5 protein-coding genes (1 of these 5 only partly in view) are annotated in these 14,099 nt (G+C 71.5%); 1 reads left to right on the top strand and 4 read right to left on the bottom strand.

The features are described from left to right. Positions 1 to 19: 19 nt before the first annotated feature. The 4 genes from ACFO6S_RS02485 to ACFO6S_RS02470 all read right to left on the bottom strand — a co-directional run bounded on the left by ACFO6S_RS02485 (position 20) and on the right by ACFO6S_RS02470 (position 4,768). Positions 20 to 1,804, bottom strand: coding sequence for an acetyl/propionyl/methylcrotonyl-CoA carboxylase subunit alpha (locus ACFO6S_RS02485; protein ID WP_378413782.1), 1,785 nt, complete (start codon positions 1,802 to 1,804; stop codon positions 20 to 22). A 166-nt stretch (positions 1,805 to 1,970) separates the two neighbouring features. Beyond that, positions 1,971 to 3,410, bottom strand: a complete 1,440-nt coding sequence (locus tag ACFO6S_RS02480) for a condensation domain-containing protein (protein ID WP_378413780.1) — start codon at positions 3,408 to 3,410, stop codon at positions 1,971 to 1,973. A gap of 48 nt (positions 3,411 to 3,458) precedes the next feature. Further along, entirely contained in the window at positions 3,459 to 3,875 is a 417-nt protein-coding gene (locus ACFO6S_RS02475) for a SufE family protein (RefSeq protein ID WP_378413778.1), read from the bottom strand. After that, the gene (locus tag ACFO6S_RS02470; RefSeq protein WP_378413776.1) at positions 3,872 to 4,768 is read right to left on the bottom strand and encodes a sulfurtransferase; all 897 of its coding nucleotides are present in this window, start codon (positions 4,766 to 4,768) and stop codon (positions 3,872 to 3,874) included. The genes ACFO6S_RS02475 and ACFO6S_RS02470 overlap by 4 nt, the downstream gene beginning before the upstream one ends. Positions 4,769 to 5,041: 273 nt before the next feature. Here ACFO6S_RS02470 and ACFO6S_RS02465 point away from each other — a divergent pair, with 273 nt between their 5' ends. After that, positions 5,042 to 14,099 carry the 5' end (the start) of a non-ribosomal peptide synthase/polyketide synthase gene (locus ACFO6S_RS02465; protein ID WP_378413774.1) on the top strand. The gene runs 21,650 nt beyond the window's last position, so 9,058 of the gene's 30,708 nt are visible here — the first part of the coding sequence; its start codon is at positions 5,042 to 5,044; its stop codon lies off the right edge, out of view.

The following is a 14,099-nucleotide window of genomic DNA, read 5'->3' as shown; positions in this document are numbered from 1 at the left end:
GTCCTGCGTTGTGGGCGAGCTACTTGAGCTCGGCCAGCACGGTGCCCTGGGTGATGGCTGCGCCCGCCTCGACGGCAAGCCCGGTCACGATGCCGGCCTTGTGCGCGTTGACGGGGTTCTCCATCTTCATGGCCTCGAGCACGGCGATCAGATCGCCCTCGGCGACCTCCTGGCCCTCCTCGACGGCGACCTTGACGACGGTGCCCTGCATCGGGGCGGTCACGGCGTCGCCGGACGCGCCCGCGCCACCGGCGCCGCCACGCTTGCGCGCCTTCGGCTTCTTGCGGGTGGCACCGGCCGCGCCGCCGCCACCGAGCGAGAACTGACCGGGCAGCGAGACCTCGACGCGGCGTCCGCCGACCTCGACGACCACGGCCTGACGCGGCAGCGCCTCGTCCTCGTCGAGCGCCTCACCGGCGGTGAACGGCTCGACCGTGTTGTTCCACTCGGTCTCGATCCACTTGGTGTAGACGTCGAAGCCCTCGCCGTTGCCGATGAACGCCGGGTCCTCGACGATCGCGCGGTGGAACGGGATGACCGTCGCCAGGCCCTCGACCGTGAACTCGGCCAGCGCACGACGCGAGCGGGCCAGGGCCTCGTCGCGGGTGGCGCCGGTGACGATCAGCTTGGCCAGCATGGAGTCGAACTGGCCGCCGATGACCGAGCCGGACTCGACGCCGGAGTCCATGCGGACGCCGGGGCCGGTCGGGGGCACGAACTTGGTGACCGGGCCGGGGGCGGGCAGGAAGCCGCGGCCGGCGTCCTCGCCGTTGATCCGGAACTCGAAGGAGTGGCCGCGCGGGGTGGGATCCTCGGTGAACTCGAGGACCTCGCCGTTGGCGATCTTGAACTGCTGCTGCACGAGGTCGATGCCCGAGGTCTCCTCGGTGACCGGGTGCTCGACCTGCAGGCGGGTGTTGACCTCGAGGAAGGAGACCGTGTCACCCTGCACCAGGAACTCCACCGTGCCGGCGCCGTAGTAACCGGCCTCCTTGCAGATGGCCTTCGAGGAGCTGTGGATGCGCGCGCGCTGGTCGTCGGTCAGGAACGGCGCGGGGGCCTCCTCGACGAGCTTCTGGAAACGACGCTGCAGCGAGCAGTCGCGGGTGCCTGCGACGATGACGTTGCCGTGCTGGTCGGCGATGACCTGGGCCTCGACGTGGCGGGCCTTGTCGAGGTACTGCTCGACGAAGCACTCGCCGCGACCGAAGGCGGCGATGGCCTCACGGGTGGCGGACTCGAAGAGCTCCGGGATCTCCTCGATGGTGTGGGCGACCTTCATGCCGCGGCCACCGCCACCGAAGGCGGCCTTGATGGCGACCGGCACGCCGTACTCCTTGGCGAACGCGACGACCTCGTCGGCGTTCTTGACCGGGTCCTTGGTGCCCGCGGCCATGGGGGCCTTGGCGCGCTCGGCGATGTGCCGGGCGGTGACCTTGTCGCCGAGGTCGCGGATGGACTGCGGCGACGGGCCGATCCAGATCAGGTTGGCGTCGATGACGGCCTGGGCGAACTCGGCGTTCTCGGAGAGGAAGCCGTAGCCCGGGTGGATCGCGTCGGCGCCGGACTTGCGGGCGGCGTCGAGGATCTTGTCGAAGACGAGGTACGACTCGGCGGAGGTCTGTCCGCCCAGGGCGAAGGCCTCGTCGGCGAGACGCACGAAGGGCGCGTCGGCGTCGGGCTCGGCGTAGACCGCGACGCTGGCCAGGCCCGCGTCCGCTGCGGCACGGATCACCCGCACTGCGATCTCGCCGCGGTTGGCGACGAGAACCTTGGTGATGTGCGCGCTGGCATGACTGGGCACTGAGCCTCCTGTTGGTCACGTGGGGAAACCGCGTCGGTCCCCCGGCCGGGGTGGTGCTACCCGGCAGGTATGGACGGGCGTCTCTTGGGAGTGTAGGCACCGCCGTACACCCCGATGTAATTGGCTGGCGGATTCAGGGTAGGCGGCCTCCGGGAGCAGGCAAACCCTACTGAGCGGTAATTACTTTGGATCTGCTCTCGGACGGTTCGCCGACCCTGCAGCTGCCGGTCCGGACTACCTCCTCCATCAGGGTCCGCAGGCGGTCGAGATAGCGGTTCACGTTGTCGGTCGCGATGTCCGTGTCCGGGTACCTGGCCGCGATGTTGACGCCCTCGGGGGTGCGGTTGATCCAGATGTAGACGTCGTGCGAGTACTGCTTGCTCCGCAGCGCGCGGGCCTTCCACTCCCGCCACCGCGATGCCGACGGCGCGAACCGGATGTCCATGTACGAGACCACGAAGCGGGGCCGCGCGCCCCGGCCGAGGACCTCGCAGACCCGGTCGAACGGAACCCGGGAGCAGACCTTGGCGGCGGTGACCTGTTCGGCGGCGCGGCCGGCCAGCTCGGTGAACGACCGGGCGCCGCGGACGTCGAAGCCGATCGGGCCGACGCCGACGTACCAGCCCACGGACGAGGCGGCGTAGGGGTCGTGCCGGGTGTGCATCGGGGTGACCGTCTCGAACCGATCGGCGTCGGTCAGTTCGGCGCCGACCAGGCCCAGACAGGCGAGTGCGCCTGCGAAGAAGCTGTGGCCGACCTTGCGGCAGGCGACGCCGAACGCGTCGGCGGAGTCGGGGTCGAGCACCCAGGTGGACAGGCTGCCCTGGGGCACCGCCTCGGCCGGGCGGTCGCCGAGTTCGAGCGGGAACCGCGGCAGGTGGCCGTCGTTGCGGTCGAGTGCGTGGCGCCAGGCCCGCACCACGGGGTCGTCGTCGCCGAGGTCGGCGGCGTCCTCACGCTCGCGCACCCCGTAGTCGAGGTAGCTCCCGACCGGGATCAGCCCCGCTTGCTGCCCGCCCCGCTGCTCCCGGTACAGCGCCGCGATCGCGTTCGAGATCAGCACGATGGTGAGGCCGTCGATGATCGCGTGGTCGGCCGCGAAGTACACGGTGAAGCTGCGCTCGTCCGGGGCCGCCACGGTCGCGAACGCGTATGCAGGCCACGACAGCGGAGAGGTGGCCCGGTCGAACAGGGACTGCACGCGGTCGAGGACCTCCGCCGCCGAGGCGACGTGGCCGTGGCACAACGAGCGCACCGCGACCTGCCCCTCGTCGAGGGTCTGGCGGGTCAGCGTGCCGGAGTCGCGGTTGACCGCGGCGTGGCTGCGCAGCGCCTCGTGCCGGTCGATCCAGACCTTCAGGGTGCGTTCGAAGGCAGCCTCGTCCAGCCTGCCGGAGATCTCGAACGCGGTGCCGAGCCACGACTCCTTGCCCGGTCCGGTGTGGTCGGCCGCCTCGCGCAGGCGTGCCGCCTGCACGAAGGACGACGGCCGGGGGTCGGCGAACCAGTTCTCGGTGCCCGTCCCGTCCGGGTCGGCCGGGACGGGCAGCCACTCGGTCAGCACCCCGGGGGTGCTCGGGTAGTCGACGAGCTCAGTGAATTCCATTGGCAGCATCCAGTTCTTGCGAGTGGTGTGCTTCCGATGTGCTGATTGTCATTCCTTCAGGTGTCGCTTGATTCGGGTCAACATCGCGGACATGCCCCGCAGTCGGAGCGGACTGACCACGTCGGCGAGGCCCAGCGCCGAGTAGAAGTCCGACGGCACGTCCAGGATCGCCTGGGCGCTCTGTCCGTCCAGACCCTGGTGCAGGATCGAGGCGAAGCCGCGCGTCGTCGGCGCCTCCGGGGGTGCGCTGAAGTGCAGCCGCACCCGCTCGCGGTCGTCGGCGTCGACGGACAGGAACAGCGGCGACTGGCACTCCGGCACCGGCTCCATCGCGGCCTGCTCGAGCTCGACGGGCAGCTCGGGCAGCTCGCGGCTGAACTCCAGCAGCAGCTGCAGCTTCTGCTGGCCCTCGACCGCGGCGAAGTCGTCGACGATCTCGGCCAGGGGGGCGGGCATGGCGGTCATGCGCGGACCGGGACCTCGCCCGGCGCCTCGCCCTTGGCGATGGGAACGCGGACCGCGTTGCCCCACTCGGTCCAGGAGCCGTCGTAGTTGCGCACGTTCTCGAAACCGAGCAGGTGGGTCAGCACGAACCAGGTGTGGCTGGACCGCTCGCCGATCCGGCAGTACGCGACCACGTCGTCGGTCGGGGAGTACGCGCCGTAGATCTCCTCGAGCTCGACGCGGTTGCGGAACCGGCTGTCCGGTGCCGCCGCCCTGGCCCAGGGGATCGACACGGCGGTCGGGATGTGACCGCCGCGCAGGGCGCCCTCCTCCGGGTAGTCGGGCATGTGGGTGCGTTCGCCGGTGTACTCCTGCGGGGACCGCACGTCGATCAGCGGACCGGCGCCGAGGTGGTCGAGGACGTCGTCCCTGAAGGCACGGATGGCCGCGTCCGAGCGCTCGACCACGGGGTAGTCGGTGACCGTGGTGGCGGGCACCTCGAGGGTGGTCTCCCGGTCCTCGGCGAGCCACGCGTCCCGGCCGCCGTCGAGCAGGCGCACGTCCTCGTGGCCGAAGAGGGTGAACACCCACAGGGCGTAGGCGGCCCACCAGTTGCTCTTGTCCCCGTAGATCACCACCGTGTCGTCGCGGCTGATGCCCTTGCTGCTCATCAGCTTCGCGAACGCCTCACCGTCGATGTAGTCGCGGGTGACCGGGTCGTTGAGGTCCAGGTGCCAGTCGATCTTCACCGCTCCCGGGATGTGCCCGATGTCGTAGAGCAGCACGTCCTCGTCCGACTCGACGATCTTGAGCCCGGGAGTGCCCTGGTGGGAGGAGAGCCAGTCCGCAGTCACCAACCGGCCGGGGTGGGCAAAGGCCGCGAAGGACGGATGGGGATCGGGGGCGACGGGCACTGGTGATCTCCTGACAAGGCAGCGGATGGGTCGACGCCAATTCTAGGCGGACGGTGTCGGGCGTGTCGTCCGGCGGTGGGCGGGCCCGGGATCGACGATCCGGGCGGCTCGCGGGCCCCACCGCAGACGGGCCCTGCGGCGTCGTGACCCGGCGTTTCGACGTCTCGCACGGCCGCCGGAAACGTGCTGAGAGGTCGGGTTCCTCGTTTGCCAGTTGGACGCTTGTCCGTCCCTTAGGCTCGTAGTGTTTTAGTACTCATTGAGAGGTTCTAAGTGGCATCTGCACGCGATTTCGGCGGCCTTCGTCAGTTCCCGCACGCTGAGGTGGGTGTCGAGGGCGGGTCCTTCCCACTGTCGGCGGCACAGCGCGGTATCTGGTTCGCGCAGCACCTGCTGCCGGACGTCCCGATCAACATCGCGCAGTGCGTCGAGGTGCAGGGTGACCTCGATCTCGAGGTGCTGGGTCGGGTCGGCGCGCGTTCGGCGCGGGAACTGGGCACCGGCATGCTGCGGATTGCCGAAATCGACGGCGAGCCCGTTCAGCTGGTCGACGACACCCTCCACGACCGGACGGACTTCCTGGACCTGCGCGGCGAGGCCGACCCCGACCGGGCGGCCGAGGAGTGGATGCGCGCCGAGTACAGCCGACCGATCGACGTGGTCACCGACCGGCTGATCGTCTCCGCGATCCTGCGCGTCGAGGATCACCGGTACCTCTGGTACGCCCGCATCCACCACATCGTGCTGGACGGCTTCGGCGCGATGACCTTCATGAACCGCACCGCCGAGCTGTACACCGCCGAGGTCGAGGGCCGGGAGGCCGCCGAGCACAAGGCCAGCCCGCTGCACGAGCTGCACGAGGACGAGGTCCGCTACCGCGAGTCCACCCGGTTCGCGAAGGACCGGGACTACTGGCTCGAACGCACCCAGGACCTGCCCGAGGCGATCACGCTCAGCGCCCGCACCGCGCCGGTCGGGCCCTTCTCGCTGGTCGCGGGCGGACCGATGGACTCCGCGACCGAGGACGCCATCGAGCGGCACGACTCCGCGTTCACGGCCATCGCGGTCGCCGCGGTCGCGGGCTACCTGTCGCGGCTGACCGGTGAGAGCGACATCGTGTTGAGCGTGCCCGTCTCGGCACGCACCACCGCGCAGATGCGACGGTCCGGCGGCATGTTGTCGAACGTGATCCCGCTGCGGGTGCGGGTCGGCGACGCGACCACCGTCGCCGAGCTGATCGACAGCATCCAGATCGAGCTGACCGGGGCGTTGCGCCACCAGCGTTTCCGGCACGAGGACATCCGGCGCGGTATCGGCAGCGGTGCGGGCCAGCGCGGCTTCTTCGGCCCGGCAGTCAACATCATGATGTTCCACAGCGAGATCCGGCTCGGCGAGCTGATCGGCAAGATGCGGGTGCTCACCACCGGACCGGTCGAGGACCTGTCCGTGAACATCTACCCGAGCGTGGCGGGGAGCCGCCCGCACGTCGACCTCGAGGCGAACCCGAACCTCTACACCGACCAGGACCTGCAGGCGCACCACGCGCGCTTCCTCGAGTACCTGACCCAGTTCGCGTCGGCGGCAGGTGACGCGGTGGTCTCGGGCCTGGACGTGCTGCACGACGACGAACGCGCCGAACTGGTGCCGCTGCGCGGCGCCGCCGCGATGCCCGCCCGGCTGCTCCCGGAGCTGCTGGCGCAGGGCGCGGCCACGAATCCGGACGGCACCGCGATCGTCGCAGGCGACGAGTCGGTCACGTACCGGGAACTGGACGCCCGCTCGAACCAGCTGGCCCGTGTCCTTGTCGACCGGGGGATCGGTCCGGAGTCCTTCGTGGCGCTGTCCTTCGCGCGGTCGATCGAGGCGATGGTGGCCATGTGGGCCGTGGCCAAGTCCGGTGGGGCCTTCCTGCCGATCGACCCGGAACTGCCCGTCGACCGCAAGATGCACATGGTCTCCGACTCCGGCGTCCGGGTCGGGCTCACCTCGACCGCGCAGCGCGCAGGCCTGCCGGACTCGGTCGACTGGCTGGTGCTCGACGAGGCCGAGACGGCCGCCCGGGTCCGGACCCTGTCGGACGGTCCGATCGGCGACGCGGACCGGTCCGGTCCCGTCGTCGTGGCCAACGCGGCGTACGTGATCTACACCTCCGGGTCGACCGGACTGCCCAAGGGCGTCGTCGTCACCCACGCCGCGCTCGCCAACTTCGCGGCCGCGGCCCGGTCGGAGCTGGGCATCACCGCGGCGTCCCGGGTGCTGCGCTTCTCCTCCGCGAGCTTCGACGCCTCGGTCTTCGAGATGCTGCAGGCCTTCAGCGCCGGCGCCACCATGGTGGTCGCGCCGACCGAGGTCTACGGCGGCGACGACCTCGTGGAGCTGCTCCGGGCCGAGCGGGTCACCCACATCATCTCCGCCCCGACGGTGCTCGGCGCCGTCGACGCCCGCGGCCTGACCGACCTCGAGGCGGTCGTGGTCGGCGGCGACGTGTGCACGCCCGACCTGGTGGCCAGCTTCGCCGACGTGTGCCGATTCACCAACAGCTACGGCCCGACCGAGACGACGATCGTCATCACCATCGGCAGCCCGCTGTCGGTCGGTTCCCCGATCACCATCGGCGGGCCGATCCAGGGCGCGAGCGCGCTGGTGCTGGACCGCCGTCTGCGTCCCGTCCCGGTCGGCGTCGTCGGCGAGCTGTACCTGGCCGGCGCCGCGCTGGCCCGCGGCTACCACGACCGGCGGGGCCTGACCTCGGACCGGTTCGTGGCCAACCCCTTCGAGGAGCCGGGCGCCCGGATGTACCGGACCGGTGACGAGGTCCGGTGGACGGCCGACCACGAGCTGATGTTCGTCGGCCGCGCCGACCACCAGGTCAAGATCCGCGGCTTCCGGATCGAACTCGGCGAGATCGACGCGGCGCTGACCTCGCAGGACGGCATCGACTTCGCCGTCACCATTGCGCACGAGCGGACCAACGGCGCCATTGCCCTGGTGTCCTACGTGCGGCCCCGGTCCGGCCACGCGGTCGACCCGACCGAGGTGATCGCCCGTGCGGGCGAGTTCCTGCCGAGCCACATGCTGCCGTCGGTGGTGATGGTCATCGACACCGTCCCGCTGACCACCGCGGGCAAGCTGGACCGACGCGCCCTGCCGATTCCGGTGTTCGGCACCGGCACCGCGGAGTACCGCGAGCCGGTCACCGACGCCGAGAAGGTGATCGCGGAGGTGGTCTCGGAGCTGCTCGGGACCGCGCGCATCGGCATCGACGAGTCGTTCTTCGCGGTCGGCGGTGACAGCATCATCGCGATCCAGCTGGTCGCGCGGGCCAAGGAACGCGGGCTGCGGTTCTCTGCTCGGGATGTGTTCGAGCGCAAGACAATTGCCGAGATCGCGAACGTCGCGGTGCCCGTCGACGGCTCGACGAACGACACGCTCGTCGAGCTCGACGGCGGCGGCATCGGCACCGTCCCGCTGACGCCGATCGTGCACTCGATGCTCGCCCGCGGCGGCCCGGACCGGTTCTTCCAGGCGATCGCGCTGACGCTGCCCGACGGTGTCGAGTACGCGTCCCTGACCGCGGCGGTCGCCGCGGTGACGGACCGCCACGACGCACTGCGCAGCCGGTTCGTCGCCGCCGCCGACGGCTGGGGATTCGAGACCCGCGCGGACTCGCTCGACCCGGCCCGGCTGCTGCGCAGGGTCGCCGTCGACGCGGCCCCCGGCAGCGACGCGTTCGCGGCCGCGCTGCTCGCCGAGTGCGACGCCGCCGCCGACCGGCTGGACCCCGCCGACGGCGTCATGATCCAGTTCGTCTGGCTGGCACCGGAATCCGACGGACCCGAGGTCGCGGGCCGGCTGCTGATCGTCGCCCACCACCTCGTCGTCGACGGGGTGTCCTGGCGCACCATCGTTCCCGACTTCGCGCAGGCCGCGATGCAGGCCGCGGCGGGCGCGGAGGTGGCGCTCGCGCCGGTCGGCACCTCGCTGCGGCGCTGGGCCCACGGCGTGATCGACTCGGCCGCGGAGCAGACCTTCGCCGGCGAGATGGACTACTGGACGGGTGTTCTCGCCGATCCGGACCCGACGCTCGGGTCCCGCGCCCTCGACCCGGAACTCGACACGGTGGCGACCACCGACCGGGTGCGGGTGGAGTTGCCCACCGACGTCACCGAGTCCCTGCTGACCAGCCTGCCCGGCGCGTTCCGCTGCGGCGTCAGCGAGGGGCTCGTCGCGGCCCTGTCGGTGGCGGTGTCGGTGTGGCGCCGGGACCGCGGGCTCGACTCGTCGTCCGGCGTCCTGCTCACCCTCGAGGGCCACGGCCGCGAGGACGACGCCGTCGCCGGTGCCGAGCTGTCCCGCACCGTCGGCTGGTTCACCAGCATGTTCCCGGTGCGCTTGAACCTGGGTGCCGTGGACCTCGACGACGCCATGGTCGGCGGTCACGCGGCCGCCGCCGTGATGAAGGCGGTCAAGGAGCAGCTGCACGAGGTGCCGAACCGCGGTGTCGGTTTCGGGGTGCTGCGGTACCTCGACGGGGAGACCGCTCCGGTCCTGGCCTCCCTGGGCCAGCCGCAGGTCAGCTTCAACTACCTCGGCCGCACCGGTGCGGCGCAGGTGCCCGAGGCGCTGCGCGGACTCGGCTGGATCCCGGACACGGACGCGCCGGACCTCAACGCCACCAGTGGGTCCGGCATGACCGTCGCCGCGGCGGTGGACGTCAACGCCGTGGTCGACGACGAGCTCGACGGGCCGCGCCTGTCGGCCACCTTCGCCTTCCCGACGGGCCTGCTCACCGCGGAGGACGTCGGCGAGCTCGCCAACCTGTGGCGGTGCGCGCTGCTGGCGTTCGCCTCGCACGCCGAGCAGCCCGGCGCCGGCGGCCTCACCCCCTCCGACCTGCCGCTGGTCCGGGTGCGCCAGCACGAGCTCGACCGGTGGGAGCGCAGCTACCCGCTGCTGACCGACGTGTGGCCGCTCTCGCCGCTGCAGCGCGGGTTGCTCTTCCACGCCGAGCTCTCGGAGCAGACGGTCGACGTCTACACCGCGCAGCTGCGGCTGAGCCTGGCAGGCGTCGTCGACTCGAGCCGGTTGCGTTCCGCCGTGGCGGATCTGGTGCGCCGCCACGAGAACCTCCGCACCGCCTTCGGGTACGCCGAGGACGGCACCGCGGTGCAGATCGTGCTCGAGCACGTCGACGTGCCGTGGCGCGAGGTGGACGTCCGGGCGCTGCCCGCCCACGAGCGTGAGGTGCGTCTGCAGAAGCTGCTCGACGACGAGCGCACCGAGCGGTTCGACATGGCCGCGCCGCCGCTGCTGCGGGTCCTGCTGGTCCACACCGCACCCGAGCGGTACACGCTCGCCGTCACCAACCACCACATCGTGCTCGACGGCTGGTCGATGCCGCTGCTGGTGCGCGAGCTGCTGGTCGCCTACGCCGCCGGTGCCGACGTCGCCGGGCTGGCCCGGCCGCGCTCCTACCGCGAGTACCTGGCCTGGCTGGCGGAGACCGACGTCGACGCCGCGCACGCCGCGTGGGCGCGGGCGCTCGACGGCGTCACCGAACCGACCCTGCTGGCGCCCGTCCGGGCGCCGGGGGAGCAGGGCCCGCTGCCCGAGGAGTTGGACGTCGACCTGCCCGACGGGCTGGAGGACGGGATCGGCGCGATGGCACGCGAGCACGGGGTGACGGTGAACACCGTCGTCCAGGCCGCGTGGGGGCTGCTGCTGTCCCGGCTGCTCGCGCGCGAGGACGTCACCTTCGGCGCCACCGTGTCCGGACGCCCGCCGCAGCTCGCAGGCGTCGAGTCCATGCTGGGCCTGTTCATCAACACCGTGCCGGTTCGCGTCCGGATCGACCCGCTCGAGCCCGTCTCGGCGTTCCTCGCGCGTCTGCAGGGCGACCAGGCGGACCTGCTCGACCACCACCACGTCGGTCTCGGCGACATCCAGGCCGCCGCCGGCCTCGGCGAACTCTTCGACACCCTGACGGTGTTCGAGTCGTACCCCGTCGACAAGTCCGGGTTCGACGAGAACACCGACATCGGCGGGATGCGCGTCCTCGACCTCGACGCGCAGGACGCGACGCACTTCCCGCTGACGTTGATGTCGGTTCTCGACCCGCGACTGCGACTGAACCTGCGGTTCAGCCCCCTGTCCTTCGACCGGGACGCCGTGACGGCACTGGCCGACCGGCTGCTTCGCATCCTCTCCGCGATGGCGACGGAACCGGAGCTGGCGGTCGGGGAGATCGACCTCTTCGCCGCGGGCGAGCGGGACCGGATCCTCGGATGGTCCCGCGGCGACCGGCTGCCCGCCGAGGACCGGTCCCCGGTGGCGCTCTTCGGAGCCCGGGCCGACAGCTGCCCGGACGTTGCCGCGGTGGTCGCGGGCGAGACGACGCTGACCTACGCGGAACTCGACGACCGCTCGACGGCGCTGGCCCGGGAACTGGTTCGGCTGGGCGTCGGGGCCGACGACGTGGTGGCGTTGGTGCTGCCGCGGTCGGTGGACTGGGTCGTCGCGATGCTGGCGGCGTGGAAGGCCGGTGCGGCCTACGCGCCGATCGACCCGACCTATCCGGCGGATCGGATCGAGTCGATTCTCGAGGACACCGGTGCGCGGTGCGTGGTGAGCGCGTCCGCCAGGGAACTTCCGGTCCCGGTTGTCGCGATGGACGAGTTCACCGGTGCCGGTGCGGTTTCCGTGCGTCCGGTCGACCGCTGGCGTGAGCCGGAGGCTGGGCTGCGGCTGGGCTACGTCATCTCCACCTCGGGGTCGACGGGCAAGCCGAAGCCGACGCTGGTGCCGATGGCAGGCATCGAGAACACCCTCGCCTGGTACCGGCGGGAGCTGCCGTCCACCGGCGGACTGCTCATCGCGTCGTCGCCGAGCTTCGACCTGACCCAGAAGAACGTGTGGGCCGCGTTGACCCAGGGCCGCACGATCCACCTGGCGGCGGACGGCTTCGACCCGTGGGACATCCTGCGGATCGTCGGCGACGGCGGAGTGCAGGTGGCGAACATGTCGCCGAGCGCGTTCGAGGCGGTCGTCGACAGCGATGTCGACGGCGTCCTCTCCGGTCTCGACATGGTGGTCCTCGGCGGCGAGTCGATCCGGGTCGGCAAGTTCGCGGCGCTGATGAATTCCGGTCTGCGCGTGCTCAACAGCTACGGCCCGACGGAGGCGTCGGACGTGGTGTCGTACCACCCGGCGTCGGCCGCGGACGTGACCGGCGTGCCCATCGGCCGCCCGGTCGCGAACCTCGACCTGTACGTGCTCGACCGCCGGCTGCGGCTGGTGCCTGCCGGGGTCGAGGGCGAGCTCTACGTCGGCGGTGTCGGCGTCGGCCGCGGTTACGGGGGCCGGTTCGACCTGACCGCCGACCGGTTCGTCGCGAACGGGTTCGCCGAGCCCGGCGCGCGGATGTACCGGACCGGCGACCTGGTGCGCTGGAACGGCGCCGGTGAGCTGGAGTACATCGGGCGCTCGGACTTCCAGGTCAAGCTGCGCGGTCAGCGCATCGAGCTCGGCGAGATCGAGTCGGCGCTCACCCGCGCCGACGCGGTCGGTCAGGCCGTGGTGCTGCTGCGCGGGAACGCGGGCGGCGAGTACCTCGCCGGGTACGTGGTGCCCGAGCCGGGCGCGGAGGTCGACCGTGCGGGTGTGCTCGAGGCACTGGGCCGCGACCTGCCGGCGTACATGGTGCCCTCGGCGCTGGTCGTGCTCGACGAGCTCCCGTTGAACGCGAACGGCAAGCTCGACCGGAAGGCGCTGCCGGAACCCGAGTTCGCGGGCGCGGAGTTCGTCGCCCCGGCCACGGACACCGAGGTCGTCGTCGCCCGGATCTGCGCCGAACTGCTCGGCGCGGAGCGGGTCGGCGCCTCCGACAACTTCTTCGACCTGGGCGGCAACTCGCTGCTCGCCACCCGGCTGCTGGCCCGACTCGACGCGGAACTCGGTGTGCGGGTGAGCGTCCGAGAGCTCTTCGAGGCGCCGACGGTCGCGGGGCTGTCCGCCCGGCTCGACGATGCCACCGACACCGGCGTGCGCCATCCGCTGGTGCGGGCAGAGCGTCCCGATTCGATCCCGCTCTCGCCGGCGCAGTCCCGGATGTGGTTCCTCAACCAGTTCGACCCGGACTCCGGCGCGTACAACGTCGCCGTGGCGTTGCGGCTGAGCGGCACCCTCGACCTCGACGCGCTGCGCAGTGCGGTCGCCGACGTGGTAGGCAGGCACGAGTCGCTGCGCACCCGGTACCCGGACTCGGTGGGCGGCCCCCACCAGGAGATCCTGGCGTCGGACGACGTCGCCGTCGAGCTGAACGTCGTGTCGGTGCCGTCGGCCGAGCTCGCGGACCGGCTCCTCGCCGAGGCCGCGGGCGGCTTCGAGGTCACCACCGCCCCGCCCGTCCGGCTCCGCCTGTTCCGGGCGGCTCCCGACGAGCATGTGCTCTCGATGGTGGTGCACCACATCAGCATCGACGCCTGGTCGATGCAGGCGCTGGCGCGCGACGTCATGGTCGCCTTCGGTGCCCGTGCGCACGGCGTCGCGCCGTCGTGGCAGCCGCTGGAGGTCCAGTACGCGGACTACTCGCTGTGGAAGCAGGAGATCCTCGGCTCGGAGTCGGACCCGCAGTCGCTGGCCGCCCGGCAGCTCGGGTACTGGTCCGAGCGACTCGCCGGTCTGCCGGACCTGCTGGCGCTGCCGCACGACCGCCGTCGCCCGCCGGCCCCGAGCTACCGCGGCGAGACGGTGCCGTTCACCATCGACGCGGACGTCTACCGTGGCGTCCGGGAGATCGCGCGGCACGCCAACGCCACCCCGTTCATGGTGCTGCACGCGGCGCTGGCGGTGTTGCTGGCCAGGCTGAGTGAGTCCGCCGACATCGCGATCGGCACCCCGGTCGCCGGCCGCGGCGAGTCCGCGCTCGACGACGTGGTGGGCATGTTCGTCAACACCCTGGTGCTGCGCACCGAGGTGGGCGGGGCACGCTCGTTCGCCGACTTCGTCCGGGAGGTCCGCGCGGTCGACCTCGCCGCGTTCGGACACGCGGATGTGCCGTTCGAGCGCCTGGTGGAGGTCGCGGCACCGTCCCGCTCCACCGCGCACCACCCGCTGTTCCAGGTGGTGCTGGCGTTCGAGGACCTGCCGGTCGACGGGTTCGCCCTGCCCGGCCTGCAGATCGGCCGTGAGCCGCTGGACTTCGGCGTGGCCAAGTTCGACCTGCAGCTGACGGTCAGCGAGCTGCTGGACGCCGAGGGCGCGGCCGCCGAGTTCGTCTACGCCACAGATCTGTTCGACGAGCAGACGGTGCGGACCTTCGCCACCCGATTCC

The organism is Rhodococcus kronopolitis, from assembly GCF_042654025.1.
Lineage (GTDB): Bacteria > Actinomycetota > Actinomycetes > Mycobacteriales > Mycobacteriaceae > Rhodococcus_G > Rhodococcus_G kronopolitis.
Note: the sequence above shows the minus strand (reverse complement) of the source record. Positions and strands in the feature narration are given on the sequence as shown.